Source organism: Actinomyces urogenitalis DSM 15434, from assembly GCF_000159035.1.
GTDB lineage: Bacteria > Actinomycetota > Actinomycetes > Actinomycetales > Actinomycetaceae > Actinomyces > Actinomyces urogenitalis.
In genome coordinates, this window is sequence record NZ_DS999576.1 from 215475 (window position 1) to 241715 (window position 26241).

A 26241-nucleotide genomic window follows, 5' to 3' on the forward strand; every position below is an offset into this window, starting at 1 on the left:
ACCCCGACACGGAGAAGACACGTGCCTGCCACCCCCGAAGCAATCGAGCTGACGATCGCCGCCGCGCGTGCGGCCGCTGACCGGAAGGCTGAGGAGATCATTGCGATCGACGTCTCTGAGCGCCTGGCGCTGACGGACGTCTTCCTCGTGGTCTCCGCCGCCAACGACCGGCAGGTGCGTGCCGTCGTCGACGCCGTCGACGAGGCGATGATCAAGGCCGGAGCCAAGCGCAAGCTGCGCGAGGGCTTCGAGGAGGCGCACTGGGTGCTGGTCGACTACGGCGACGTCGTCGTCCACGTCCAGCAGACCGAGGATCGGGAGTTCTACGCCCTGGAGCGGCTGTGGAAGGACTGCCCGCTCGTGGAGCTGCCCGCTGACGTGCTGGCAGGCTCGGGCGCGGCTGAGGGCGGCGCGGCCGACTCAGTGCGGTGAGCGAGCTCATCCTGTGGCGCCACGGGCTGACGGACTACAACGTCGCCGGGCGCGTCCAGGGACAGGTTGATATCTGCCTCAACGAGACGGGGCTGGCGCAGGCGCGTGCTGCGGCGCCGGCCTTGGCAGGCTTGTCCCCGAGCCGGATCGTCTCCTCGCCGCTTGAGCGTGCCCAGTCGACGGCGGCCTGCCTCGCGGCGCTGACCGGTCTGCCGGTGGAGAGCGACGAGGCGCTGGTTGAGCGCAGCTTCGGTCAGTGGGAAGGGCTGGCTCGCCAGGAGATCCAGGCCAGGTGGCCTGACCAGTACGCCCGCTGGCGTGCGGGGGAGGACCCTGAAGGGCTGGACGTGGAGACGCGTGCGCACACAGCCCAGCGCGTGGGACGTGCGCTAGAACGCTTGGCTGGGCAGCAGAAGAAGGCTCAGAGTACTCAGGGGACCATCGGCGCGAGCACGGCTGAGGGCGCAGGCGCAGGAACGGGCGCGGGGCGCGGTCCCGTCGTCGTGGTGGCTCATGGGGCTGCGATCACTCTGGGCACCACGTACCTGCTGGGCCTGGACCCGGGAGGCTGGTTCGGGTTGCGGGGCCTGGACAACTGCCATCACGCGGTGCTGCGCTCTGGTTCTCGCACGCCTGGGTGGACCCTTGTGTGTTGGAACGCCGGTGGCGGGCAGACGGCCGGTGCTGGTGGTGCTGCTGGATCCGGCGAGCAGGGACAGGGGGCGATCGGGGCCTTCCTCGCGTGAGGGTGAGGTACCGCACGCGGTGCGGATTTGCTCCGTGCGGGCCTTTTTCCTTACAGTTATCCGCGTCGCCCGCGAGGGTGGACGCCCATCTCGGGGCTATGGCGCAGTTGGTAGCGCGCTTCCATGGCATGGAAGAGGTCGGGGGTTCGAATCCCCCTAGCTCCACGATCTGCTTGGAACGTCAGTTCTCAGCGGTCTCCCATCTCGGGGCTATGGCGCAGTTGGTAGCGCGCTTCCATGGCATGGAAGAGGTCGGGGGTTCGAATCCCCCTAGCTCCACGATCACCAAAGCCCAGGCTTGCGAGCCTGGGCTTTCGTCTTGCTGGCGTGCGTGTGGCTTCCGGGCGCATGGGGCCGTCGTGCCCGAGGCTGCTGCGCCTGCGGCTGCGGCTGTTGTGCCCACGGCTGTGCCTGTGCCTGCAGCTGGCAGACCAGGAGCGCAGGGGGCTCCTGTGGGGCGCTTTGGTGATTGGTACGTGCGTGGGCGATTGGTGCGTGCCCTGCGTGGCGGGTAGCGCACGTAGTCATCGAGAAGGCGCTGGCCCATCGGGCAATGGGATCTGAGGCCTGCGTGGCGACCTCAGACGTGGTGCTGGTACTGATCTGCGGAAGGGCATACCGATAGTTCCTCCCATGTGGGCGGCCTGGCTTATAAGGTTACCGTATGACTCAGATTCAGACTGCATCACAATCCGCATCTGGGCGCTTCGTTGGTGCCGAGACCGTGCCTGCCGGTGGGCGGGTTCTGGTGGTTGGTACCTCGGGCAGCATCGGCCAGCACGCCGTCCGGGCGGCGTGCTGGCCGCGGGACTGTGCACGCGCGCTCGTACGCGATGACTCCGAGGCTGGGATGTTCCCGGACGAGGTCGAGGTAATCGTCGCTGACACGTCCCGGCCTGAGACTCTCGGCAGGGCGGTTGACGGCGTCCACGGCGTCGTCTCGCGTGCCCAGATTGCTCAGGTCCTCGTTGCCAGCCTTCGTTCCACCGCGGCCACGGGCAAGACCCTGGAGCTGGTGGCGACGACGGGGCAGGCGACGAGGGACCTGGAGGCTTTGTTTGCTGCCCTGGAGGTGGACACCGGCCTTGAGGGAGTCCATGACCGTGACACCCTGCCACTGGCTAGCGAGCCCGAGGATGTTCGTCAGGCGCTGGAGGCGATGACCGAGGCGTTCATCGCCTGATCGCCGTCGATCACGGTGAGCAGGATCAGCACACCGTCGGAGACGAGCTACGAGATCGCGAGGGGCAGCGCATATGGCCCGCGCAGCCGAGAACCCGGCGTGCGGCCAAGGTTGCCCAGGTAACCTGGAGGGGCCAAGCGCGGCACAATCGCAGCCAGGAACTGAGGAGGAAGCCATGCGGCAGGTTGGATGCGGGATCGACATCGGAGGCTCTGGCGTCAAGGGCGCCCTGGTGGACCTGGGGACGGGGGAGTTCATCGGCGAGCGCGTGCGTATCCCGACCCCGATGCCGGCCACGCCTGAGGCCGTGGCCGGGGTGTGCCGCGAGATCATCGATGCGCTGGAGGTCGAGCCGGGCACGCCGGTAGGCGTCTCCTTCCCGGCCCCGATCATCCACGGCACGGTTCCGTTCATGGCCAACCTCGACCAGTCCTGGGTCGGGGTCAACGTCGATGTGCTCATGACCAAGACCCTCGACCGCCCCTGCCACACCCTCAACGACGCCGATGCGGCAGGACTGGCTGAGGTCGCCTTTGGTGCGGCCAAGGGGGTCAGCGGCACCGTGATCGTGACGACCCTGGGCACGGGGATTGGCTCGGCGGTCATCGTCGATGGCACCCTGGTTCCCAACGTCGAGCTCGGGCACCTGGAGATCGACGGGCACGACGCGGAGAAGCGTGCTTCCTCAGCCCAGAAGGAGCTGCAGGACCTGTCATGGAAGAAGTGGGCGAAGCGTCTGCAGCGCTACTACTCCCACGTGGAGATGCTCTTCTCCCCAGACCTGTTCGTTGTGGGCGGCGGCATCTCGAAGAAGCATGAGAAGTTCCTGCCGCTGCTGGACCTGCGCACCCCGATCGTGCCGGCGGCCCTGCTCAACACCGCCGGCATCGTCGGCGCCGCCTACGCCGCCTCGCGCCTGTCCTGAGGCGCGCCACGCACGCACGAGGGCCGACGACGTAGCTCACCTGCGTCGTCGGCCCTCGTGTGCTGGTGCTCAGGCCAGGCCCAGCTCCTTGACCTTGGTGGTGAGCTCAGCCTTGCTCGGCTCGACCAGGAAGGTGCCGTCGGAGAACTGGATGACCGGGATGTGCTTCTGGCCGCTGATATCAATGGCTGCCTGAACCGCGGACTCGTCCTTCTCCAGGTCGTGGTAGGTGAAGGGGACCTGAAGGTCCTCCAGCACCCGCTTGGCCATACGGCAGTCGCCGCACCACTGCGCGCCGTAGAACTCGATCGTCGACTCAGCCATAAGGATCTCCCTGGTCGGTGGTGTTGTCTGGTCAGGCGAGGAACACGGGGCGGGAACGCGTTATTCCGGGCGCCTGGACCTCGGACGTGACGACGCCACCGTCCTCGGGCTCAGTCGTTGAAGGTCTCGGTGTCGATGACGTAGCGGTAGCGGACCTGAGAGGCGGTGACCTTGTTGTAGGCCTCGGTGATGTCCTCACCACCGATCATCTCCACCACCGGGTGGATGCCGTGCTCGGCGCAGAAGTCCAGCATCTCCTGGGTCTCAGCGATCCCGCCGATGTTGGAGCCCGCCAGGATCTTGTTGCCGCCCACCAGGGCGCTGAGGCTGATGCTGGCCGGCACCTCGGGCAGACCGACGTCCACGAAGACGCCGTAGGGCTTGAGCGCCCGGATATAGGCCGTGTAGTCCAGGTCCGAGGCGCTGACCGTGCACAGGATGACGTCGAAGGTCGAGGCCAGGGCCTCCAGGGCACCCTCCTCGCTGGAGGCGTGGTAGTACGAGGCGCCCAGGCGCAGGCCGTCAGCCTCCTTGGAGCGCGAGTGGGAGATGACGTGCACCTCGGCGCCCATGGCGGCAGCGATCTGCACACCCATGTGCCCCAGTCCGCCCATGCCGAGCACGGCGACCTTCTTGCCCGGACCAGCGCCCCAGCGCTTGAGCGGGGAGTAGGTGGTGATACCGGCACACAGCAGGGGAGCGGAGGTCTCGAAGGGGATGGAGTCAGGGATGCGGCAGGCGAAGTCCTCACGCACCGTGAATCCCTGGGCGTAGCCGCCGGTGGTGGGGTTGCCCTGGGCATCGCGGCCGTAGGTGAAGTAGGCGTGAGGGTTGTTGCAGAACTGCTCCTCGCCGGCACGGCAGTACTCGCAGTCCTTGCAAGAGGCGAACATGCAGCCCACGCCCACCTTGTCTCCCACCTGGAACCTGGTGACGGCGCTGCCGACCTTGGTCACGACGCCGACCAGCTCATGGCCGGGTACCAGCGGGTAGGTGGCTGGTCCCCACTCGCCGCGGGCGGTGTGGATGTCCGAGTGGCAGATGCCGGCGTACTTGATCTCGAAGTAGATCTCGTTGTCCGCGGGCTCGCGCAGCTCGATGGTGGTGCGGTGGAAGATGCTGCGCTCGTCCTCGCAGGCGTAGGCATAGACCTGGGGCATGAGGGCTCCTTGAGACGGACGGTAGAGATCGTGAACAGAGCGTATGGCTTAGCTGAGCGCTGCGGCCAGGGCTAGCTGCAGTGAGTCCTGGAAGCGGGTCTCGCGCTCGGAGGCGTCCATGTCCGCGGAGTGGTCCAGCAGATGGTCGGAGATCGTGAGCACGGCCAGTGCCTGCTTGCCGAACTCGGCGGCCACGCCGTACAAGGCCGCCGCCTCCATCTCCACGCACAGTGTTCCGTAGTGGGCGAGCCTGTCCGTCTGGCCTTCAGGCGTGAAGTAGAAGTGGTCGCGGGAGATGATCGTGCCGGCGTGCAGGCGATCGCCCAGCTCGGCCTCGACCCCGGCCTGGTAGGCGGCCATGGCCAGGCGGAAGTCGGCGACGGCGGAGAAGCTGACCCCGGGGATGCGCAGCTGGTTCATAGCGGAGTCAGTGTGGGCCCCAGTGGCGATGACGACGTCGCCAACCTTGACGTCCTCGCCGATACCGCCGGCAGTGCCTACGCGGATGATGCGCTCGACGCCGAACTGGCTGAACAGCTCGGTGGCGTAGATGGAGAAGGAGGGCTGGCCCATGCCTGATCCCATGACGCTCAGCGGCTTGCCCTGGTAGGTCCCGGTGAAGCCAAGCATGCCTCGCACGTCATTGACCAGGCGGGGAGACTCCAGGACCGACTCGGCGATGCGCTGGGCGCGCCTGGGGTCGCCAGGCATGAGCACAGCGGGAGCGAAGTCGGTGGGCTCGGCGTTGATATGAGGAGTGGCCATGGTGTCTCCTTGTGGCGGTGCAGTGGGTCAGGGGCCGCGGCAGGGCTCAGGGAAGTGTGCCCCGGGTCTGCGACGGTCCCAGTCTCCCACAGGCGTGCAGCGCTCGAGCGAGCAGCGCCTGACGAGCTGCGTCGATGGAGGACGTGCGGTCGCACGGCCCGCGATTCCACTATGTGGGACAGTCTCTGCTCGGTCGCCGGTCGGCGTTAGCGTTCCTGAGTTCCCGCCCCGGGCACACCGTTGCCCGGCCTGTACGAGGACCGCAGGCATGGTCCTACGGCAGGATCCCCTCCTTCAGGAAGGTCAACCACCCATGTCCGCCACCTCCTCTTCTCCATCGCCGGTCGCCGGCGTCGAGCGTGAGCAGTGGAGCGGCCAGCTCGGCTTCCTCATGGCTGCCATCGGCTCAGCGGTGGGGCTCGGAAACATCTGGCGCTTCCCAGGCGTCGCCTACACCAACGGCGGCGGCGCCTTCATGGTTCCCTACATCGTGGCTCTCCTGGCGGCGGGTATCCCGATCCTCCTGCTCGACTACGCCACCGGCCACCGCTACCGGGGATCCTCACCCACCGCGCTGCGTCGCATCTCCAAGCGCTTTGAGTGGCTGGGCTGGTTCCACGTCATGATCTGCTTCGTCATCATGACCTACTACGCGGTCATCGTGGCCTGGTCGCTGCGCTACATGCTCTTCTCCCTCAACACGGCCTGGGGGAGTGACGCCGGCGGGTTCTTCAACTCCTACATCGGCCTGAGCGAGCTGCCCGACTCTGGTAGCCCCAGCTACTCCGCCCAGCCGGTCCTCGGCGTCGTCATCCCGCTGCTGCTCGTGTGGGTCTTCGGCCTGTTCACCATCGCTCGCGGCGTGAGCAGGGGGGTGGAGAAGGCGAACAAGATCTTCCTGCCGCTGCTGGTGGTCATGTTCATGGTGCTGGTGGTCCGCGCCCTGCTGCTGCCCGGCGCCACCGAGGGGCTCAACGAGCTGTTCACCCCCAACTGGTCGGCGCTGGGGGACCACCGCGTGTGGATGGCTGCCTTCGGCCAGATCTTCTTCTCCCTGTCCGTGGGCTTCGGCATCATGCTCACCTACGCCTCCTACCTGCGTCCGCGCTCCAACCTGGTGGGCACGGGACTGGTGGCGGCCTTCGCCAACTCCTCCTTCGAGCTGCTGGCCGGCATCGGCGTCTTCTCCACCCTGGGCTTCATGGCGCACTCCGAGGGCGTGGGCGTGGCCGATCTGGAGGGCATCTCAGGGGTTGCCCTGTCCTTCGTCACCTTCCCGACCGTCATCTCCGAGATGCCCGGCGGCCCGCTGTTCGGGGTCCTGTTCTTCGGCTCCTTCGCCATGGCGGGACTGACCTCCTTCATCTCGATCATTCAGCTGGTCAGCGCCGGCGTGGCTGAGAAGTTCGGCTGGCCCACCCTCAAGGCGACGCTCGTGACGGGCATCCCCTCCGCGGTGCTCTCCTTCGTCCTGTTCGGCACCTCCTCGGGCCTGTACGACCTCGACGTCGTGGACGCCTTCATCAACAACATCGGCGTGGTAGCCTCGGCCCTCATCGTCTGCGTGGGTCTGGGACTGGTCCTGCGCCGTCTCAAGGTCCTCCAGCGCCACCTCAACCTCGTCTCCGAGACCCGCCTGGTGCGCGGCTGGTGGCGTCTGCTGGTCGCCGTCGTCATCCCGGTGCTGCTCGGCGTCATGTTCGTCCAGACCGTGTGGTCCTACGCTACCGAGGGCTACGCCTACGCCCGCAGCTTCGAGGCGGTCTTCGGCTGGGGCATGCTCTTTGTGGTCGCGGTGGGCACGGTCGTGCTCACGGCTGTTCCCTGGCGTACTCCGGTGGACGACTTCACCCCGGCTGATTTGGACGTTCTTGAGGGGGTGAAGTGACATGCACGCACCCGCGATCATCCTCATGCTCATCGCCATCGTCGTCCTGTGGGGCGGTCTGGCCGTCTCGGTCACCGCGCTCCTGGTACGCGGCCAGCGCGAGGAGGACGAGGAGCGCGCGGCAGCCTTCGCCCGCGCCCACGCCCACCTGTGTGAAGGCGCTCCACAGTCCTGAGGACGCTGCCCACCTGCTGCTGAGCCCCTGGGCAACGCGCCGACACGGGCCCGCCACCGGTTTTCCTGGTGGCGGGCCCGTGCGTCACAATGCGGCCATGAGCGAGACGACGCCTGAGAGCACCGCCGCGGCCGTCGAGGCCGACGACGCCACGCAGCTGCCCGCCCTGGTCGCCTTCGACCTGGATGACACGCTGGCCCCCTCCAAGACCGCGATGCCGGAGCCGATGGCGGTGGCGCTGCGCCTGCTGCTGGACCAGGCCCAGGTCTGCATCATCTCCGGCGGCCAGATCAAGCAGTTCCGCGACCAGGTCCTGGCTCACCTGGGCGCCACGAGCGAGGAGCTTTCCCGCCTCCACCTCATGCCGACCTGCGGCACCCGCTACTACACCCACGCCCCGGCTGCTACCGGCGACACCGAGGACGACTGGACGCTGGTCTACTCCAACGACCTCAGCCCTGCCCAGATCGAGGAGGGCTTCGCCGTCGTTGAGCGTGAGGCCCGCCGCCTGGGGCTGTGGGAGGAGGAGACCTGGGGGCCGGTCCTGGAGGATCGCGGCAGCCAGATCACCTTCTCGGCACTGGGCCAGGAGGCCCCGATCGACGCCAAGCGCGCCTGGGACCCGACGGGGGAGAAGAAGGCGATGTTGCGCGACGCCGTCGCCCCCTACTTGTCCGAGCTGGAGGTGCGCTCAGGAGGCTCCACCAGCGTCGACATCACGCTCAAGGGTGTGGACAAGGCCTATGGCATGCGCCGGCTCACCGAGGTCACGGGGATCAGCCTGGATGACATGCTCTTCGTGGGCGACCGGCTCGACCCGGACGGCAACGACTACCCGGTCAAGGCCCTGGGCGTGGCCTGCCACGCCGTGGGTGGCTGGCAGGACACGGTCACCTTCGTCACCGAGCTGGCCGCTCGCCTGGCCGCCCAGCGCCTGAGCACGCAGGAGGCCTGAGGCTACGGTGACCTCCACGCTTCGCTCCGACGCCGAGCCCAGCTCCCAGCAGCCAGCCTCACAGTCGACCGGGGCCCACCAGGATCGCCGCGCCAGGGCCCGGGCAGCGGTGCACACGCTGACCCGTCCGCTGGCCAGGGCGCACCAGGCTCGACGGCGCTGGTGGTCCTCGCGCACGGTCGCCTTCCGCAAGGTCACGCGCACCCTCGTGCTGCTGGCGGTCACCGCCGTCCTCTCTGTGGCGATCGGCCTGGTCACGGCCAGTGCCAGCTCGCCGATCGGTCCCCACACGGCCCGGTGGTCCACCACCCTGGACTCCCAGATCACCCTGGACCTAGGCCCCTTGGGGCAGGCCTCGCTGGACTCACCGGCCGGAGTCATCGGCGTCGAGGTGGTCCTCGGCGAGATTCCCGCCGAGAGCACGAGCACCCAGGTCGACGCCTCGACGCTGGGCCAGACCCTGTCCACCGACGCCTCGTCCTACGTCTCACTCGTCTCTCACCCGGACCTCACGGTCAAGGCGGGACTGCGGGCCCTGCTGGCCGACGCCGTCCGCCGAGCCGGACTGGTGGCCTCCCTGGTCCTGTGCCTGGTGGCTGTGGGGCGCCTGGCGACCTCAGGACGCCTGCGGGACTCGCTGCTGGCCTCCATGCGCCACGGCATGGCCACGGGTCTGGCGGCCGTCACCGCCGTCGGCACGGTCCTGGCCCTGCTGGTACCTGCGCTGGGCACGCACACCTCGACCGGCACCACCCTGTCCGTCCTGGCGGGTACGCCGCTGGAGGGCGCGCGCCTGTCCGGGCGCCTGGCGGACGTTGTCCAGGCCTACGGGCCCAAGGTACGTGAGGTCATTGACGACAACGAGGCCTTCTACGCCAAGGCCGGTGCCAATATGACGGCGGCCTGGCAGGCCTCGCAGGAGGTCGACGGGCTGGTCGACGTCACGGTCGCTGACGCGGCCGTGGACACGCAGGCCTTGCGCGCCCAGGCTGACGCGCTGGTGGCTAAGCAGCTTGACGATCTGCCGAGCCCGCAGCCGGGTGCCTCCGAGCTCACCGGCGGGAAGGCGCAGGAGACTGCGACCGCGCAGGCGACCCAGGCACCCCTGGTCACCGGTGGTCTGGCCGTGCGTGAGCACGTCGCGACGACGGCGGTGCTGTCCACCGATCTGCACTGCAACCTCGACATGATCACCCTGGCCGGCCAGCTCGACCGTCTGGCCGGGGCACAGGTACACCTTGATGACGGTGACCTGACCATGACTGGCTCCAACCCCGAGCAGCTGTGCGTGGACGCGTTGACCTCGGCCGTCCCGCGCGGCGTGGCGCGTGTGGCCACAATCGGCAACCACGACTCTGACGAAACCGGGCAGCAGCTGCGCTCGCGCGGCTGGACGGTGACCGACGGCACGGTTCAGGAGGTCGGCGGGCTACGGGTGCTGGGCGACGTCGACGCCAACCGCACCCCTGCCGGCCGCAACTACCAGCGTGGGCAGGAGAACTCCGAGCAGATCGGCCAGCGCCTGGCCGAGGTGAGCTGTGAGCCGGGCAGCGACGTCGACCTGGTCCTCATCCACCAGCCCTACACCTTCTCGCCTCTCATCTCCTCCGGCTGCGCCCCGCTGCTGGTCGCCGGGCACTCCCACCAGGAGTACGGCATGAGTGTGTCCGAGGGCGCGCAGGGGCCGGTGGCCCAGCTGCGTGCCGGTGCGGGACTGGGCGGGACCTCGGTGGGCAAGCTCAAGTCCGACGCCTACCTGCATGTGCTCGCCTTCGATGAGGAGGGGCGCCTCCTGGGCTGGCGCGCGGTGACTATCCACACCGACGCCTCGGTGACGGTGGGCGCCTGGAACGAGGTTCCACCGGTGGGGACGAGCTGGCAGGGCGCGTCCCAAGCGGCCCTGGAGATCGTCTCCGGGGACTGAACCGTCACCTGGACCCTCCAGGCAGGTAGGGCACAATGGGGCGCGCGCCGCTCGGCGCCGCAGACCATGGAGCCAGGAGGACCGCGATGGCTCGCATACCGACCGAGGCAGAGATCGACGCGATGAGCGAGGACGAGCTGCAGGCTTACCTTGCTTCGGTCCGGGCGGAGGACGGCCAGGCGACTCCCGGCGGCCTGGAGCGGGCAGAGGAGGCTGAGGCGGTCCCGGCCTGGCGGCGTGCCACTGGTTCCTCGCGTTCCTACGCCCTCCTGCTGGTGGTGGCCTCCCTCATCGGCATCGCGGCCAGCTGGGAGCTGATAGTCAGCGAGCTGAAGATCATCCGCGAGCCGCTGGCTGATCTCACCTGTGACATCAACCCCTTGGTCTCCTGCGGTGACACCTTCAACGTGTGGCAGGGCAACCTGCTGGGCGTGCCGAACTCCTTCATCGGCGCCATGGCCTTTGCCATCCTGCTGGCACTGGGCCTGCTGCTGGCCTCAGGCGTGCGGCTGCCACGGTGGATGTGGTGGGGCATGGTGGCGGGGACGGTCGGCGCGATCGTCTGCGTGGCCTGGTTCCTGGGAGTCTCGGTCCTTGCCTTCGGCAAGCTGTGCCCCTTCTGCATGGTGATCTGGGCGGTGACGATCCCGACGGCGGCCGCGACCTGGGGCGAGGCCGCCTTGCGCGGGCACCTGGGCCTGCCCGAGGCGGCGGCGCGTCGGGTCTGGCAGGCGCGGTGGTGGATTGCCGGTGCCATGTACGTCATCGTCGTGGCGATCATCCTGATCGCCTTCTGGGACGGATGGGTGGCGCTGCTGCGATGAGCGAGCGCAGCAAGCGGTCAGGTGGCGCGGACCAGGGGACCGGCGGGGAGGACTCGGCCGTCACCCAGGACTATCTCAAGGCCGTGTGGGCGGCCTGCGAGTGGGGCGGGGCGGGGGCCTCGGTGACCGGGCTCGCCCGGCGTATGGGTGTGGCGCCCTCGACCGCCTCGGAGAACGTGGCCCGGCTGGTTGAGGCCGGGCTGCTGGAGCACGAGCCCTACCGGGCGGTGACCCTGACCCAGGCCGGGCGGGAGCGGGCGATGAGCATCGTGCGTCGTCACCGGCTGCTGGAGACCTATCTCGTGGAGCGCCTGGGCTTTGAGTGGGACGAGGTCCACGCTGAGGCGGAGGACCTGGAGCACGCCTGCTCGCAGCGCCTCCTGGAGGCTCTCGACCGGGCGCTGGACCACCCGGTGCGTGACCCGCATGGAGACCCCATCCCCACTCAGGACGGGCGGGTGGTGGTCCCCGCCCTGCGCGCGGTGGAGACGGTGGCCGTGGGGCGCACCGTCGTTGTGGGACGGATCCGTGACGACGCCGTCGTCCTGCGCGAGCTCTCGCAGGCGGGGATCGGACTCGATGTCCCGGTCACCGTGGTGACGCGGGGCAGTGCCTCCTCCGGCTCGGGGCGGGCCCGGCGCACGACGACGGTGCGCGCCGCCCTGGCACGTCAGGGCGCCGGTCAGCAGGAGGTTGTCCTGCCTGCCGGGAGCCTGTGGGTGGTGGCCTGAGCCCGGGCCCGGTCAGGTGGCTAGGCTTGGGCCCATGAGCGACCAGACCACCACTGCTGCCCCGAGCCCTGCTGAGCCTCCCGCTGAGCCGTCGGTCTTCACCCGCATCATCGCCGGCCAGATCCCCGGCCGCTTCGCGTGGGCGGACGAGGTCTGCGTCGCCTTCGCCACGATCGAGCCCCAGACCCCCGGCCACGTGCTGGTGGTGCCTCGCGAGCAGGTGGAGTCCTACATCGACGCCGACGACGCCACGATCGCTCACCTCGCCGTGGTCGCCAGGCGGATCGCTGCCACCCAGGTGCGGGTCTTTAAGGCTGTGCGTCCCGGGATCGCCGTGGTCGGGATGGACGTCGCGCACCTGCACATCCACGTCCTGCCGCTGCACGAGGCGGCGGATATCGCTCCCTCTCGTGCTCGTCAGGCCGACGGCGCCGCGCTGGATCAGGCCATGGAGCTCTTGCGGGCGGGCCTGCGTGAGGACGGCTGGGGCGCCTTTGTACCTGCGCAGATGGGATCGCCGGCACTGGCCTGACCAGCCTCGGACGTGACCACTCTCGCCTGACCGAGCGGCGGACAGCCGCCGAGGCCCGGCACCTGGGGCGATAGGCTGGTCCACATGACGGACAACGTGCAGGCACCTGAGAACGCGACGCCCTTCCGCTACACCGCGAAGCTGGCTGACACTATCGAGTCTGCCTGGCAGGACCGCTGGGAGGAACGCGGCACCTTCAACGCCGACAACCCCGTGGGAGCCCTGGCAGGCCCGGCCGCCTCCAAGGAGAAGTTCTTCCTGCTCGACATGTTCCCCTACCCCTCCGGTAAGGGGCTGCACGTGGGCCACCCGCTGGGCTACATCGCCACCGACGTCGTGGCGCGCTTTACCCGCATGACGGGCAAGAACGTCCTGTACACCATGGGCTACGACGCCTTCGGCCTGCCCGCCGAGCAGTACGCCGTCCAGACCGGGCAGCACCCGCGCATCTCCACCGAGGCCAACATCGCCAACATGCGCCGTCAGCTGCGTCGGCTGGGCCTGTCCCACGATCCGCGCCGCTCCCTGGCCACGATCGACGTGGACTACGTGCGCTGGACCCAGTGGATCTTCCTGCAGATCTTCAACTCCTGGTTTGACCCCACCGCCCCGCGCCGCGACGGGCGCGGCCTGGGCGCCGCCCGCCCGGTGAGCGAGCTGGAGGCTAAGCTCGCCTCCGGCGAGGTCGAGGTGCCTGGCGGGCGCAGCTGGGAGGACCTGACCGCAGGGGAGCGGGCCGACGTCGTCGACTCCTTCCGCCTGGCCTACGTCTCCTCCGCCCCGGTCAACTGGTGCCCCGGCCTGGGCACGGTGCTGGCCAACGAGGAGGTCACCAGCGAGGGCCGTTCCGAGCGTGGCAACTACCCCGTCTTCAAGCGCAACCTGCGCCAGTGGATGATGCGCATCACCGCCTACGGTGACCGCCTGGCCGAGGACCTGGACACCGTGGACTGGCCCGAGAAGGTCAAGTCCATGCAGCGCAACTGGATCGGCCGCTCCGAGGGTGCCAACGTCACCTTCGCCGTCGAGGGCCTGGCTGAGACGGCCGGCTCCGCAGACGGCGCCACGCAGCAGCCCGCCGCTGAGCTCACCGTGTACACCACCCGTCCTGACACGCTCTTCGGCGCTACCTTCATGGTGGTGGCCCCCGAGCACCCGCTGCTGGGCGGCCTGCTGGGCGCCAGCCAGGCCGAGGACGCCGCCGCCCTGACCGTGCCGGTCTCCTGGCCCGAGGGCACCCGCGAGGCCTGGAAGGCCGGGCACGCCACCCCGCGCGAGGCGGTGGCCGCCTACCGCGCCTACGCCGCCGCGGCCACCGAGGCTGAGCGCACGGACGAGGGCCGTACCAAGACCGGCGTCTTCACCGGCCTGTGGGGCGTCAACCCTGTCAACGGCAAGCGCGTGCCGGTCTTCGTGGCCGACTACGTCCTCATGGGCTACGGCACCGGCGCCATCATGGCGGTGCCCGCCCACGACGACCGCGACTACGCCTTCGCTCACGTCTACGACCTGGACCTTGTCCAGACCATCGGGCCGGCTGACGACCCCCACGGCATCGACCTGTCCGAGGTCGCCTACACCGGCGACGGCGTGGCCGTGGACTCGGCCAACGAGGAGATCAGCCTGGACGGCAAGTCCAAGGACGAGGCCAAGGCCGCCATGATCGCCTGGCTGGAGGACAAGGGCTACGGCCGCGGCGCGGTGACCTACCGCCTGCGTGACTGGCTCTTCTCCCGCCAGCGCTACTGGGGCGAGCCCTTCCCGGTGGTATGGGACGAGGACGGGCACGTCCACGCCCTGCCTGAGTCCATGCTGCCCGTCGAGCTGCCCGAGGTCACCGACTACTCCCCGCGCTCCTACGACCCTGACGACGCCACCTCCTCCCCGGAGCCCCCGCTGGGCAAGGCTGAGGAGTGGGTCAACGTCACCCTGGACCTGGGCGAGGGTCCGAAGACCTACCGCCGCGAGACCAACACGATGCCGCAGTGGGCCGGCTCGTGCTGGTACGAGATGCGCTATATCGACCCTACCGACGACGCCGAGTTGGTCGCCCCGGCCAACGAGGCCTACTGGATGGGCCCGCGCCCGCAGACCGGAAACACCTCCGGTGGGACGGACCTGTACGTCGGCGGCGTGGAGCACGCAGTGCTCCACCTGCTCTACTCCCGCTTCTGGCACAAGGTCCTGTTCGACCTGGGTGTGGTCAGCTCGTCTGAGCCCTACCACAAGCTGTTCAACCAGGGTTACGTCCAGGCCTACGCCTACACGGACTCCCGCGGCCAGTACGTTCCGGCTGACGAGGTCGAGGGTGATGAGACCGCCGGCTTCACCTGGAAGGGCGAGCCAGTTACCCGCGAGTACGGCAAGATGGGCAAGTCCCTGAAGAACATCGTCACCCCGGATGACATGTACGAGGCCTACGGCGCGGACACCTTCCGCGTCTACGAGATGTCCATGGGGCCGCTGGACCAGGACCGTCCCTGGGACACCCGCGCCGTGGCAGGAGCCCAGCGCTTCCTGCAGCGCCTGTGGCGCAACGTGGTCGATGAGTCCACCGGCGAGACCACCGTGGTGGATGCTCCCGCGGACGAGGCCACGCGTCGGCTGGTGGCCAAGACCATCGTGGGCGTGCGCGAGGACTACGAGGCCATGCGCCTGAACACCGCGATCGCCAAGCTCATCGTCCTCAACAACCACCTCACGGGCCTGCAGTCCGTCCCGCGCGAGGCGGTGGAGGCTCTGGCGCTCATGACCGCGCCGGTGGCCCCGCACATCGCCGAGGAGATCTGGAACCGCCTGGGCCACACGGAGTCGCTGGCTCACGAGGCCTTCCCGGTGGTTGAGGACGAGTCGCTGCTGGCGGCTGAGAAGGTCACCTGCGTGGTCCAGGTCAAGGGCAAGGTCCGTGACCGCCTCGAGGTTGACCCTGGCATCAGCGAGGCCGAGCTGGAGAAGCTTGCTCTGGCGGCTCCCGGCGTCGTGCGTGCCCTGGAGGGCAAGGGCGTGCGCAAGGTCATCGTGCGCGCTCCCAAGCTCGTCTCGGTCGTGCCTGAGTGAGCCTGGGACAGTCGTGACCTTCCTCAGGACGGCTGTGGCCAGCGACCTGGCCGCGCTCAACGAGATCTGCGTCCGCACGGCTGCCTACGGCCGGGACATCACCCCCCAGATGAGCCGGCCCGAGCTGGTCGGTGCGGTCTACGCCGATCCGTACCTGCTCCACGATCCTGCCAGCTGCTTCGTCCTCGCCTCCGGGAGCGGGGACGAGGCCGAAGCCGGGGCGGGCCAGGGCCGCGGGCGGGCGCTGGGCTACGTCGTCGGCACCCTGGACACACTGGCCTTTCGCCAGTGGTTCACCGGTGAGTACGCCCCGGCGCGCCTGGAGGAGCTGGGTTTGGCTGCGGCGGGGGAGGATCCGGAGAGCCTGACGCCGACCGACCGCAGCTACCTCAGGCTGCTGCGCGCGCCCGCGCCTGAGCCGGCACCCTGGCTCGGGCGCTACCCCGCCCACCTGCACATCGACCTGCTGGAGCCGGTGCGGCGCCAGGGATGGGGGCGGCGGCTGGTGGAGGCCTGGATCGACCACGCCCGCGAGCGTGGAGCCGCGGGCCTGCACCTGGGTGTGGGGGCGGACAACACCGGCGCCATCGCCTTCTACGAGGCGATCGGCCTCCAGCGTATCGGGCAGGATGACGGCGGGGTGACGATGGCGCGCTCGTTGCGCCAGGAATGACGCCCCCAGGGTCATCGCTTCAGCTCCTGAACAGTCGGATCCCTCGCGGGTAGCGGGGGATATCGACGGTCCAGGAGCTCAAGCGACGCCCGGCAGGCCCTTAGCGCAGGGTGACGGCCACCTCGAAGGGGCGCTGCCAGGGCAGTCGGGCGCTGACCAGCTCCACCTGGGGCGCCTGCGGGTGGGTGGCGATGAATGCTCTCATCTGCTCGGCCACCTCGGCCTCGAGGCCTGCCAGGGCCGAGGCGTCCTCAATGACGGCCGTCTGGCCTCCGGTGGAGCGGTAGTACTCCGTGCGGATCCGGGTCTGGTAGAGGTAGTCGTCCAGGAGCCGGGTCCACAGGGCGATGTCGCGGGCACGCTCGCACAGCTCCCCGCGCTCGCTGCCCACGTACTCGGCCACTGCCGTCGCCAGCACCGCGCCGATTGTGTTACCGGCCGTGTTCCACCCGCCGTAGGCGGACAGGGACCAGAAGGTGCCGTCTGCCAGCAGGTCCTCCACCAACACCGGATCGGCACCGTTGGTGTAGCGCACGTCCGCCAGGGCCACGCGCTTGCCCGAGGCCAGCAGCTCGCGCACGAGGCTTGCGGTCAGCGCGGCGGCCTCCGGCTCAGGCTCGGGCGTGGATCCCCACCAGTCGTCGTTGACCGGGCCCGGGGCGTGGACGACGAGGTGGATATCGGCGTCGTCACCGCTGGAGGGCAGGGCGTCACAGGCGCGGATCTGGGCCTCCACCGAGATGGACAGCGGGACGTTCTCGTAGCTGGGAATGCGCAGCATGCCCTCCTCGTCCGCGCAGTGGACAGCGATGGCGGGCTGGTGGGCCCCGGCGACGAGCGCGCGGGCCGTCATGGTGGCGCCGACCTCGTCAGCACCGGGGTACATGAGCATGTTCCTCAGGGAGGGCAGCGCCCGGCGCCAGTGGCCGATCCAGTACTGCTCGGCGGATCCTGCGGAGTAGTAGGCAGTGTCGTCAGCAGTGACGGCCAGGGAGGAGACCACGCCCTCGTGGACCAGGTCCAGCGTAGCGAGGTTGACCATGTGGTTGCGCAGGCGGCGTCCCTCATAGTCCTCCCGCACCCGCGCGGGCACCGGCGAGGGGGAGGGCGGCCCGGCAAGCTCGTCACGGATGTCGAGCTCCAGGCTGCGGTGCAGGTCCGCACCCAGGGCGTGGAGCTCACGTCCGTAGTCGGACCAGTAGGTGGGCTCCTCCTGGTTGGAGTAGGAGTCCGAGGCACGCATGACCAGCGAGGTGGCGATGATCCTCAGGCCCGGGTCGCCAGCCTTGAGCGTGCGCAGCAGGTCGAGGCGTCCCAGCGCCTGGCTGACGGAGTCGTCGGTGATACGGGCGGGGATGATGCCGCCGAAGACGAGGGTGTCTATGCAGGCCACCAGGCTCGCCCCCTCGTGGTCCTGGGACTGCTCGCGTACCCATCCGGCCAGCTCGTCGAGGTCCGCGGGGGTGCGGAAGCGGGGGAGCGCCGCGGTGGGCGGCAGGCTGATCGAGGCTCCTCCGATGGAGGCGACGAGCGCCGGGATCTGAGTGTTGACCGGGCGCTCGTCGAGCGGGATGACGACAATGTGCATCTCAGTTGCCCTTCCTCGTGATGGTGTTGTGGTACTTGTACCGGTCGCCGCGCAGAAGCGTCTCGCAGTAGGCGATCGGGGTGCCGTCATGGCTGCGCATCGTCTTGGCCACCAGCAGGGCCGGCATCATCGCCAGGGTCCGCAGCATCTGGGCCGAGCGCCGGTCCAGGACGGAGGCGGAGACGGTCTCGTCGATCTGGTCGATGGGCAGCTCGTAGCGGCTGAGCAGGGTCTCCAGCAGGGAGGCGTCACGGTCCAGGCTGGTCAGGTCCTCCACGAGGTCGCGGCGGATCCAGGTCTGGTCAATGGCGATCGGGGCGCGGGCGATGGTGCGCAGGCGCATGATCGTGCGCAGCTCCGTGCCCGGAGGGACCTCCAGGAAGGTGGACATGCGGGCGTCGGCACTGACGGTGGAGATGGAGACCTGCGCGTTGCCCGGCTGGAGGCCGCGGGCGCGTGCCTCCCCGGTGAAGGAGGAAGTGATGAGGCTGCGTGAGCGCGAGGCGCGTGAGACGAAGCTGCCCGCGCCCTGACGACGGCGGACCAGGCCTTCGGTGACCAGGGCGTCGATAGCCCGGCGCACGGTGAGCCGGTTGACGCCGTAGGTGGTGGCGAGCTCGCGCTCGGAGGGCAGGCGCGCACCGTCGGCGAGCTCGTGGGTGACGAGCTCGATGAGGGCCTCACGCAGGGCCTGCGGACCGGTAGGTGGTGAATCAGTCGCCAATGTGGAGTACTCCAGTGTGCTCTGACTGTGTGGTGGGGTGCCTCGTGTGTACACCTCTTGAAAGAAGGATGAGGCCAACATGTGGCAAAAACAAGCGGATAAGTATGAATGTGACTTGAGTCATATATGAAGTGGGTGGACAGTTAAGGGAGTCCCTCTTAATTTGCTGGTGTATCCCAATTGCGGGTTGGTCATCTTTCTCGATGGCGAGAGAGCCCTGACGGGTCTCAGCGGCCAGCGCGCGTCTCACGGAAGGAGCACGGGATGGACATCGCAAGGAGGCGCTTCCTGGAGGCTGCCGCGCTCACCATGGCCCTGGCCGGCACCGCAGCCTGCGGCGGCGGCAACGACGGCAGCGGCAAGGGTGAGGGCTCGGGCACGCTGGAGTTCTGGACCATCGCGCTCCAGCCCACCTTCACCGACTACTTCAACGGCCTTATCAAGGCCTATGAGGAGGCCAACCCCGGGGTCAAGGTCAACTGGACGGACCTGCCCTATGACTCCATCGAGGAGAAGCTCATCACCGCCTCGGCCGGCGGCACCGCCCCGGACGTGGTCAACCTCAACACCGAGTTCGCCCTGACGATGGCTGGCAAGAAGGCCCTGGCTGACATCGCCAAGCTGACCACCAGCGAGGAGCAGGCCGTCTACATCGAGAGCCTGTGGGACTCGGCCAAGCTGGGGGACGCCGTCTACGCCTTCCCCTGGTACGCCGCGCCGAACATCATGATCTACAACAAGTCCCTGTTCGAGAAGGCAAGGCTGACCAGCCAGCCCACCACCTACACCGAGGCCCTCCAGATGGCCCCGACCATGAAGGCGGCCACCGGTGCCTACCTGTTTAACCCGCCCACGCTGTTCAACCTCTTCTCCGAGGAGGACGTGGCGATCCTGAGCGAGGACAAGACCAAGGCCACCTTCGCCACCGATACTGCTGACAAGCTGCTCTCCAGCTTCAAGGAGCTCACGGACAAGGATGACCTGCCCAAGACCGACTGGGGGCAGTGGGACACCGAGCTCAAGCTCTTTGAGACCGGCCAGTTGGCCATCATCAACTCCTCCTCGGCCTCGGTGGCACGCATCAAGGACGAGGCCCCGGACGTCTACGAGCAGATCGGCATCGCCATGCCGCTCAAGGGCGCCGCAGGCGTCTCGCGCAACCCGCTGATGAACCTGGTCATCCCCTCCAAGTCCTCCCAGCAGGAGGCTGCGGCCAAGTTCGCCATGTTCATCACCGGTGATGACAACCAGCTCAGCTTTGCCAAGGAGGCGGGGATCTTCCCCTCCACGGTCAAGGCCTCGCAGGACCCCTACTTCACCTCGGACACCTCCACGATCGAGGGTCAGGCCTCGGCCATGTGCGCTGAGGCCTCCAAGACCAGCGCGGACTTCTCTCTGGGAGTGGAGGGCCAGTCCACCATCGCTGACGAGGTCAACAAGGCCTACGAGGCGGCCGTCATCAACGGCGACGACGTCAAGGAGTCCCTGGCCAGCGCTCAGGAGGCCGTTGACGCACTGCTGAAACAGGGATGAGCCAGCCTGTTCACCGGTGGACGGCTGGCGGCTGCGGACCGCTCACTGCCGGTCCTGAGCCGGCGGTCCGGGCCAAGCTGGCCCGGACCGCGCCGCCCACCCAGCCCCTGAACCCCACTCTCACGCTGAAAGCACTGTGATGAAACTCCGAACCAGGACGACGATCCTTGCCTACCTGTTCATGGCACCGGCTCTCGTCATGCTCGTGCTCTTCGTGTTCCTGCCCATCGCAGGATCCATCCCCCTGGTCTTCTACGACTACTCGATGATCGGGGACGTGGAGTTCATCGGCCTGGACAACTTCCGTCGCGCGCTGTCAGACGGCACCTTCCACATCGCGATCGTCAACACCATCACCTTCGTGGCCGTGGTCCCGGTCATCCAGCTGTGCTCGATCGCGCTGGCGAGCCTGGTCAATCAGAAGCTCAAGGGCATCGTCTTCTTCCGGACCCTGTTCTACGTCCCCGTCATCACCTCGATGGTGGCGGTCTCCATCATCTGGTCCTTCCTGTTCGACTCCCACGGCATCATCAACACCTGGCTGATGGAGTGGGGCCTTGCCAACCAGCCGCTGGGCTTCGTCAACTCCTCCAAGACCGCGATGATCTGCATCATGTTCATCACCCTGTGGCAGGGGCTGGGCTACTACATGATGCTCTACCTGGCGGGACTGCAGTCCATCCCCGCCGAGATCGAGGAAGCTGCCCGGACCGACGGCGCGAATGCCCTGCAGGTCTTCTTCCGCATCAAGGTCCCGATGCTCAAGCCCTACATCTGGTTCTGCTCCCTGAACTCCGTCATCTCGGCCGTGGCGATCTTCGACCCGATCTTCGTCATGACCCAGGGCGGACCCAACAACTCCACCATGGTGATCAACTACTACTCCTACATCCGGGCTTTCAAGGACTTCGAGTTCGGCTACTCGGCGACCCTGGGACTGGTCCAGGCCGTCATCACGGGCCTGCTGTCCGTCGTCGTCTTCGTCTACGGCAAGAGGAACGGGGGAATGACCTATGACAACGCCCGCTGAGACCATGTCCGCGCCCGCCTCCTCGCCGTCAGCCGCTCGCTCCCGCCGCGCCCTCAGGCGAGGCCAGCGCGCCGGCGTGCCTCGCCGTCGTCGCCCGGCGAAGGTGGTGGCGCGCCGCAGCGCCACCATGACGCTGAAGTACGTGGCGTTGCTGGCCGTGGCCGTCATTGCGGCCGGCCCCTTCCTGTGGATGACCATCACCGCCTTCAAGAGCGGGCAGAACATCTACGACCCCTCGATCAAGATCAGCCAGCTGACGGTAGCCAACTTCGTGGGCGTGTGGGAGTTCCTCAACATCCCGGCCTACCTCGGCAACACGGTGGTCATCACGGTCGGCTCGATCGTCATCGACGTGGTGCTGGCCTCCCTGTGCGCCTACCCGCTGGCCTGCATGCGCTTCCCGGGCCGCGACGTCATCATGGTCCTGCTCATTGCGGCCATGATCATCCCGGCAGCCGCGGGCATGGTCATCAACTACCTCACCCTGTCCAAGCTGCACCTGCTCAACACCCTGGTCGGCGTCATCCTGCCCGGCTCCCTCAAGGTCTTCTCCATCGTGCTGCTGCGCCAGGCCTACCTGGGCGTGCCGCGAGACCTCATCGAGGCCGCCCGCATCGACGGTGCCTCGGAGCTGCTCATCTGGCGCAAGATCATGATCCCCTCGATCTTGCCGGCCATCTCCACGGTGGTGATCTTCGACTTCATCGGGCGCTGGAACGAGTTCCTGTGGCCGGTCATCGTCCTGCAGGACCCAGCCAAGTACCCGCTGGCCGCGGCGCTGCAGTACCTCAACGGTTCCTTTAACTACAAGTTCGGCTACATCGCCGCCGGCACGGTCATCTCGATCATCCCGGTGCTCATCATCTTCATCATCTTCCAGAAGAACTACATCAACGCCGTCGCCGGCGCGGTCAAGGCCTGAGGAGGCCCACGCATATGCCCGTCCTTGACATGCCCCTGCCCGAGCTGCGTGCCTATGCCCCCGAGCTCGACGAGCCGGCCGACTTCGACGCCTGGTGGGCCGCCCAGCTCCAGGGCCTACCGCAGCGCCCCGAGCTCATCTGTGACGAGCTCCAGGACACTCCCTTCCCAGGGCTGACGATCCGGGAGCTGGTCTTCGCCGGGGCCGACGGCGATCCGGTCCATGCGCTGCTCACCGTGCCTGACGCTGGTGGCAGGCAGGACGCCGCTGCTCTGGGCACTGCCGGCCTGCCCGGCGTGGTCCAGTTCGTCGGTTACGGTGGCGGGCGCGGCCTGCCCGGCCAGGTTCCCTGGTACGCGATGGCCGGGTTCGCTCACCTCATCGTTGACCCTCGTGGCCAGGGCGGGGACTGGGCCTACGGCTCCACCGCAGACCCCGGCAGCACCGGCGCCCACGCAGCCGGATGGCTGACCGACGGCGTGGGCTCCCCGGAGACCTTCTACTACCGCCGCACGATCCTGGACTCGGTGGCGGCGGTACGCCTCATGCGCACCCTGGAAGGGGTGGACGCCTCGCGCATCGCCTGCGTGGGCGGCTCGCAGGGTGGGGGACTGTCCCTGGCCGCCGCGGCCCTGGACGGCCACGTCCAGGCGGCCTGCGTGGACTCTCCCTTCATCACCCACATCCCGCGCGCCCTGCAGCTGGCCAGCGCCGGCCCCTACCTGGAGCTCGTGCGCTTCCTGGGGGTCAGCCCGCAGGCCGAGCAGGCGGCGCTGCGGACCCTGTCCTATGTCGACGGCGTCAGCTTCGCCTCGAGGCTGAGCGCCCCGACGCTCTTCTCCACGGGCCTGCTGGACCCGGTGTGCCCCACCTCTACCTGCTTCGCGGCGCACAACCTGTGCTCGGCCGCGGACAAGCGAATTGACGTCTACTCCTACGGCGCCCACGAGGGCGGCGGGCACCGCCAGGTGCTGGCCCACTGCCGCTGGCTGCAGGAGCACCTGTGATGAGCGCCGTGACGCCCTGCGCCTACGAGGTCCGAGCCGTCCACCTGGACGCCGGCCGGAAGTACTTCAGCGCCTCCTGGATCCACCGCCTGCTGGAGCGCATGGCCGCCCTCGACCTCAACGAGCTCCAGTTGCACGTGTCTGACAACGAGGGCTACCGCGTGGCCTCAGCCGCTCATCCCGAGGTGGTCAGCCCCGAGCACCTGAGCCGGAAGGACCTTGCGGGACTGGTCGAGGCTGCCGGCGAGCTGGGCGTGCGCCTCGTGCCCGCCCTGGACGTGCCCGGGCACCTGGGAGCGGTGCTGGCCCACCACCCCCGGCTGCGCGCCAGCCAGACCCAGGAAGGGTCCCGGCTCCTGGACTACTCCAGGCCCGAGGCCGTCGCCCTGGCGCTGGAGCTTATCGACGAGCTGCACGAGATGGTGCCCTCCACCGCCTGGTGCCTGGGCGGGGACGAGGCCTTTGACGTCACCCAGGAGGCGCCGCTTGCCGAGCGCTTCCCCCAGCTGGCGGCGGAGGCCGAGCGGCGTTGCGGGCCCGGCGCCCACGTCCTGGACGGTTACGTCCACTTCCTCGGTGAGGTGGTCTCGCACCTGGAGAGCCTGGGGATCACGGATGTGCGTGCCTGGAATGACGCCCTCTACCAGCCTGGTACCCGCCAGGGGCTGTCGGCGCAGGTGACGGTCGGTTACTGGACTGACTGGCACCCGAGCTACCCGTCCCTGGAGCGCGTCCTGGCTGCCGGGCATCGCGTCATCAACTACTCCGACCGCGACCTCTACTACGTCCTGGCCGGTCCCGGTCACCCGTACGCTGCGCGTCCGACTGCGCAGAGCCTGGCCGGCTGGAACCCGCGCCGCTTCCCAGCGCGCCCTGACGGCACGCGCCAGGACCCGCAAGGAGACACCCCGTGGCTGCGCGGCGCGAGCCTGGCAGTGTGGTGCGATGACCCGGGCCTGGAAACGCCGGAGCAGGTCTGGCAGGGGCTGGAGCCTGCCATGGAGGCCTTCGCCCGCATCATGCAGGGCTGAGGGCCTGCGGTCTCAGCGCCGGCGCAGGTTGCCCAGGATCGAGCGGGTCAGCTCCCGGGTGACCTGACGGCCGATGCTACCCAGGGTCTTGTCGATCTCGCGCTGACGGCGCTCGGCCGCACGCTCGGCAGCGCGACGCTCACGCTCAGCGGCCTTCTCCGCCTCGCGCTGAAGGCGCTCCGCCTCCTTACGCTGGGCCGCTGCCGCTCGCTCCGCCTCCTTGCGACGCTCCTGCTCAGCCTTCTCCTGGGCCGCACGGGCCTGCGCTGCGGCCTTCTCCGCCTCGCGTGCCTGCTCAGCCTGGACGAGCCGACGGGCCAGGGCCTCGCTGGCCGAGTCAGGGTCGATGGGCTCGGCGTAGCGGGGCAGCAGCGTGGAGCCAGTGAGGATCTGGCTGACGGTGGTCGCCTGGGCGGGCCCCATGACTGAGGCCGGGGCGTCCACGACCACCGGCGCCACCGGTGCCGGGCGGCCCTTCTCATCCAGCACGCTGACCACGGCCTGGCCGGTGCCCAGGGTCTGCAGGACCGTGGGCAGGTCCAGCGGGGAGGTGGGGAAGGTCGTCACGATCTTTTTCAGGTTGGCCGCGTCCGCAGGGGTGTGGGCGCGCACCGCGTGCTGGACGCGTGAACCTAGTTGCGCGAGCACCTGGGTGGGAAGGTCGGTGGCTGACTGGGTGATGAGGACGATCCCCACGCCCTTGGAACGGATGAGGCGCACGGTGTGGGTGACGGCCTCCAGGAAGGCGGGGGAGGCGCCGTCGAAGAGCAGGTGGGCCTCGTCGAGGAAGAAGACCAGCCGGGGACGCTCCAGGTCCCCGACCTCGGGCAGCTCCTCGAAGAGCTCGCCCAGCAGCCACATGAGGAAGGTGGACACCAGCACGCCCTGGGACTGGACGTCGTCGAGCTCCAGGGCGCTGATGACGCCGCGCCCGTCCGCGGTGGCGCGCATCAGCTCGTGCACGTCCAGGGCCGGCTCACCGAAGAAGCGGTCGGCGCCGTCGGCCTCCAGCGCGGTGACCTGGCGCAGGATGACGCCTGCGGTGGCTGAGGACACCCCACCGATGGTGCGCAGTGCCGCCTTGCCCTCGTCCGTGGTAGTCAGGTAGGTCACGACGTCGCGCAGGTCCCCCAGGTCCACCAGGGCCAGACCCTGCTCGTCCGCCCAGCGGAAGACCAGGCGCAGGGCGGCGGTCTGGGTCTCGGACAGGTTCAGCACGCGGGCGAGCATGACGGGGCCGAACTCCGTGACCGTGGTGCGGATCGGTACCCCGTGGCCCCGGCCACCGAGGCTGAAGAGCTCCACGGGGAAGGCCTGGGGCGCCCACTGCTGCGCGGTGGAAGCCAGGCGGGCCTCCAGGCGCTGAGAGGAGGTACCTGGCTCGGCCAGGCCCGTGAGGTCTCCCTTGACGTCGGAGAGGAAGACGGGCACGCCCGCGGCTGACAGGCCCTCGGCCATGAGCTGGAGCGTGCGGGTCTTGCCGGTGCCGGTGGCCCCCGTGATGAGGGCGTGGCGGTTGAGCAGGCCCATGGGGATACCAACCCGTACCCCGGGCACGGCGGTGGGCTCAGCAGCGGGTTCGGCGGCGGGGGAGCCGCTCGACGCCGTCGGCGCGCTGAGGTAGGTGCCGACCGGCAGCACAGGGCCGGAGAAGGAGTAGCCGGCTGCCACGGAGGCGGCGTAGGGATCGTCCTGGGGTGAGGCATCAGGTGAGGGCTCAGGCGCGCTCGGCGCCTGGGGCGAGGCAAGCGCCGCCTCCAAGGCTGCCTGCGCGGCCGCAGCACGTGCCTCGGCGGCCTGGGCCGCAGCCTCGGCAGCCTCAGCAGCAGCCTGGGCGGCTGCGGCCTTGAGACGGGCGACCTCAGCGGGATCAGTGGGCTGGGTGGAGGAGGCGTCAGTCACAGGGGAATGGTACGTGCTCGGGGTCCGGGACCGGGCCCGGTACTACCCTGGACGGCATGAGCCTCGCCGTCGTCACCGACTCCGCGGCCTGCCTGCCGCCCGAGCTCGCGCGCCGTCACGGCATCGAAGTCGTCCCCCTGCACACCGTGCCTGGCGCGGACGGTACGCCCGCCTCGACCTCTCGACCGAGCGTGGAGGAGCTGCGCCGTG

24 protein-coding genes and 2 tRNA genes are annotated in these 26241 nt (G+C 68.8%); 20 read left to right on the top strand and 6 right to left on the bottom strand.

Annotated elements, in window-relative coordinates:
- Positions 1-21 precede the first annotated feature (21 nt).
- The 6 genes from rsfS to ppgK all read left to right on the top strand — a co-directional run bounded on the left by rsfS (position 22) and on the right by ppgK (position 3286).
- Positions 22-432 (top strand): ribosome silencing factor, encoded by a 411-nt coding sequence (rsfS, locus tag HMPREF0058_RS09115; RefSeq protein WP_006549490.1) that lies wholly within the window; start codon positions 22-24, stop codon positions 430-432.
- Entirely contained in the window at positions 429-1178 is a 750-nt protein-coding gene (locus HMPREF0058_RS09120; RefSeq protein WP_006549491.1) for a histidine phosphatase family protein, read from the top strand. The genes rsfS and HMPREF0058_RS09120 overlap by 4 nt, the downstream gene beginning before the upstream one ends.
- Before the next feature lie 92 nt (positions 1179-1270).
- Positions 1271-1343 (top strand) — tRNA-Ala (locus HMPREF0058_RS09125).
- Positions 1344-1384: 41 nt separating this feature from the next.
- Positions 1385-1457 (top strand) — tRNA-Ala (locus HMPREF0058_RS09130).
- Positions 1458-1842: 385 nt separating this feature from the next.
- A complete protein-coding gene (locus HMPREF0058_RS09135) occupies positions 1843-2361 on the top strand; it encodes an NAD(P)H-binding protein (RefSeq protein WP_141560545.1) in 519 nt (172 codons plus the stop codon).
- 175 nt (positions 2362-2536) lie between these two features.
- Positions 2537-3286, top strand: a complete 750-nt coding sequence (gene ppgK, locus HMPREF0058_RS09140; protein ID WP_006549494.1) for a polyphosphate--glucose phosphotransferase — start codon at positions 2537-2539, stop codon at positions 3284-3286.
- Positions 3287-3355: 69 nt separating this feature from the next.
- Here the strand turns inward: ppgK and HMPREF0058_RS09145 are convergent, their stop codons facing one another.
- From HMPREF0058_RS09145 to deoD, 3 genes are all read right to left on the bottom strand, one after another.
- Positions 3356-3610 carry a glutaredoxin domain-containing protein gene (locus HMPREF0058_RS09145; protein WP_006549495.1) on the bottom strand — a complete coding sequence of 85 codons (255 nt, stop codon included), beginning with the start codon at positions 3608-3610 and terminating at the stop codon, positions 3356-3358.
- A gap of 110 nt (positions 3611-3720) precedes the next feature.
- Complete coding sequence (locus HMPREF0058_RS09150) at positions 3721-4770, bottom strand: NAD(P)-dependent alcohol dehydrogenase (protein ID WP_006549496.1); 1050 nt, start codon at positions 4768-4770, stop codon at positions 3721-3723.
- Positions 4771-4818: 48 nt separating this feature from the next.
- On the bottom strand, positions 4819-5535 hold the full coding sequence (gene deoD, locus HMPREF0058_RS09155; RefSeq protein ID WP_006549497.1) for a purine-nucleoside phosphorylase: 717 nt from the start codon (positions 5533-5535) through the stop codon (positions 4819-4821).
- Between the two features lie 313 nt (positions 5536-5848).
- On the opposite strand from deoD, the gene HMPREF0058_RS09160 reads away from it, so the two are divergent.
- The 9 genes from HMPREF0058_RS09160 to HMPREF0058_RS09195 all read left to right on the top strand — a co-directional run bounded on the left by HMPREF0058_RS09160 (position 5849) and on the right by HMPREF0058_RS09195 (position 16294).
- A complete protein-coding gene (locus HMPREF0058_RS09160; RefSeq protein ID WP_006549498.1) occupies positions 5849-7423 on the top strand; it encodes a sodium-dependent transporter in 1575 nt (524 codons plus the stop codon).
- A 1-nt stretch (position 7424) separates the two neighbouring features.
- Complete coding sequence (locus tag HMPREF0058_RS12165) at positions 7425-7598, top strand: methionine/alanine import family NSS transporter small subunit (protein ID WP_006549499.1); 174 nt, start codon at positions 7425-7427, stop codon at positions 7596-7598.
- Positions 7599-7695: 97 nt separating this feature from the next.
- Positions 7696-8553, top strand: a complete 858-nt coding sequence (locus tag HMPREF0058_RS09165) for an HAD-IIB family hydrolase (RefSeq protein WP_006549500.1) — start codon at positions 7696-7698, stop codon at positions 8551-8553.
- Between the two features lie 7 nt (positions 8554-8560).
- Positions 8561-10477, top strand: coding sequence for a metallophosphoesterase family protein (locus tag HMPREF0058_RS09170; RefSeq protein WP_006549501.1), 1917 nt, complete (start codon positions 8561-8563; stop codon positions 10475-10477).
- An 86-nt stretch (positions 10478-10563) separates the two neighbouring features.
- A complete protein-coding gene (locus tag HMPREF0058_RS09175) occupies positions 10564-11301 on the top strand; it encodes a vitamin K epoxide reductase family protein (protein WP_006549502.1) in 738 nt (245 codons plus the stop codon).
- Positions 11298-12032 carry a metal-dependent transcriptional regulator gene (locus HMPREF0058_RS09180; RefSeq protein ID WP_006549503.1) on the top strand — a complete coding sequence of 245 codons (735 nt, stop codon included), beginning with the start codon at positions 11298-11300 and terminating at the stop codon, positions 12030-12032. The genes HMPREF0058_RS09175 and HMPREF0058_RS09180 overlap by 4 nt, the downstream gene beginning before the upstream one ends.
- A gap of 34 nt (positions 12033-12066) precedes the next feature.
- Positions 12067-12564: an HIT family protein gene (locus tag HMPREF0058_RS09185; protein ID WP_006549504.1), complete on the top strand. Its 498-nt coding sequence runs from the start codon at positions 12067-12069 to the stop codon at positions 12562-12564.
- 84 nt (positions 12565-12648) lie between these two features.
- On the top strand, positions 12649-15621 hold the full coding sequence (locus tag HMPREF0058_RS09190) for a leucine--tRNA ligase (protein ID WP_006549505.1): 2973 nt from the start codon (positions 12649-12651) through the stop codon (positions 15619-15621).
- A gap of 13 nt (positions 15622-15634) precedes the next feature.
- On the top strand, positions 15635-16294 hold the full coding sequence (locus HMPREF0058_RS09195; protein WP_006549506.1) for a GNAT family N-acetyltransferase: 660 nt from the start codon (positions 15635-15637) through the stop codon (positions 16292-16294).
- Between the two features lie 100 nt (positions 16295-16394).
- Here HMPREF0058_RS09195 and HMPREF0058_RS09200 read toward each other — a convergent pair whose 3' ends face one another.
- Positions 16395-17882, bottom strand: a complete 1488-nt coding sequence (locus HMPREF0058_RS09200) for a DUF4127 family protein (protein WP_006549507.1) — start codon at positions 17880-17882, stop codon at positions 16395-16397.
- Between the two features lies 1 nt (position 17883).
- Positions 17884-18606, bottom strand: a complete 723-nt coding sequence (locus HMPREF0058_RS09205; RefSeq protein WP_034234739.1) for a GntR family transcriptional regulator — start codon at positions 18604-18606, stop codon at positions 17884-17886.
- Between the two features lie 264 nt (positions 18607-18870).
- Here HMPREF0058_RS09205 and HMPREF0058_RS09210 point away from each other — a divergent pair, with 264 nt between their 5' ends.
- The 5 genes from HMPREF0058_RS09210 (at position 18871) to HMPREF0058_RS09230 (ending at position 24129) form a co-directional block, all read left to right on the top strand.
- Positions 18871-20139 (top strand): ABC transporter substrate-binding protein, encoded by a 1269-nt coding sequence (locus HMPREF0058_RS09210; protein WP_006549509.1) that lies wholly within the window; start codon positions 18871-18873, stop codon positions 20137-20139.
- A 139-nt stretch (positions 20140-20278) separates the two neighbouring features.
- Positions 20279-21169 carry a carbohydrate ABC transporter permease gene (locus tag HMPREF0058_RS09215; RefSeq protein ID WP_006549510.1) on the top strand — a complete coding sequence of 297 codons (891 nt, stop codon included), beginning with the start codon at positions 20279-20281 and terminating at the stop codon, positions 21167-21169.
- Positions 21153-22091, top strand: coding sequence for a carbohydrate ABC transporter permease (locus HMPREF0058_RS09220; RefSeq protein WP_197055195.1), 939 nt, complete (start codon positions 21153-21155; stop codon positions 22089-22091). The genes HMPREF0058_RS09215 and HMPREF0058_RS09220 overlap by 17 nt, the downstream gene beginning before the upstream one ends.
- Positions 22092-22105: 14 nt before the next feature.
- Entirely contained in the window at positions 22106-23098 is a 993-nt protein-coding gene (locus HMPREF0058_RS09225; RefSeq protein ID WP_006549512.1) for an acetylxylan esterase, read from the top strand.
- The gene (locus HMPREF0058_RS09230; protein ID WP_006549513.1) at positions 23098-24129 is read left to right on the top strand and encodes a family 20 glycosylhydrolase; all 1032 of its coding nucleotides are present in this window, start codon (positions 23098-23100) and stop codon (positions 24127-24129) included. Before HMPREF0058_RS09225 ends, HMPREF0058_RS09230 begins: the two co-directional genes overlap by 1 nt.
- Positions 24130-24141: 12 nt before the next feature.
- On the opposite strand, the gene HMPREF0058_RS09235 is transcribed toward HMPREF0058_RS09230, so the two are convergent.
- On the bottom strand, positions 24142-26031 hold the full coding sequence (locus tag HMPREF0058_RS09235) for a helicase HerA-like domain-containing protein (protein ID WP_006549514.1): 1890 nt from the start codon (positions 26029-26031) through the stop codon (positions 24142-24144).
- Positions 26032-26241 lie beyond the last annotated feature (210 nt).